The following is a 278-nucleotide window of genomic DNA, read 5'->3' on the forward strand; positions in this document are numbered from 1 at the left end:
CCTCGGGCGTGGTGTGTTGTGCGTCCGGGCGACGGGCGACTAGTCTCTGCGGACTCATCTGAGGAAAGATGACCCGACGTGGCCATCAACGACTCGCTCGACGCGACCGCTGCCCGCCCGCTGCCCGACCTGACGGGCGCGGCCACGCGGTTCCCGGTCCGCGCCGGCGAGGACCCCTGGACCGAGGAGGAGGTGCGCGAGGTCGCCACGGTGCTGATCAGCGAGATCGACCGCCTGACCTCCGAGCTCGCCGCCGCCGCCGAGGAGCTGTCGAACCT

1 pseudogene is annotated in these 278 nt (G+C 71.6%); it reads left to right on the forward strand.

Going from position 1 to position 278, the window contains the following annotated elements:
- Positions 1 to 78 precede the first annotated feature (78 nt).
- Positions 79 to 278: pseudogene (locus tag KVT14_RS20375) on the forward strand (TraR/DksA family transcriptional regulator); the annotation flags it as partial.

The organism is Cellulomonas sp. GbtcB1, assembly GCF_019091725.1.
GTDB lineage: Bacteria > Actinomycetota > Actinomycetes > Actinomycetales > Cellulomonadaceae > Cellulomonas.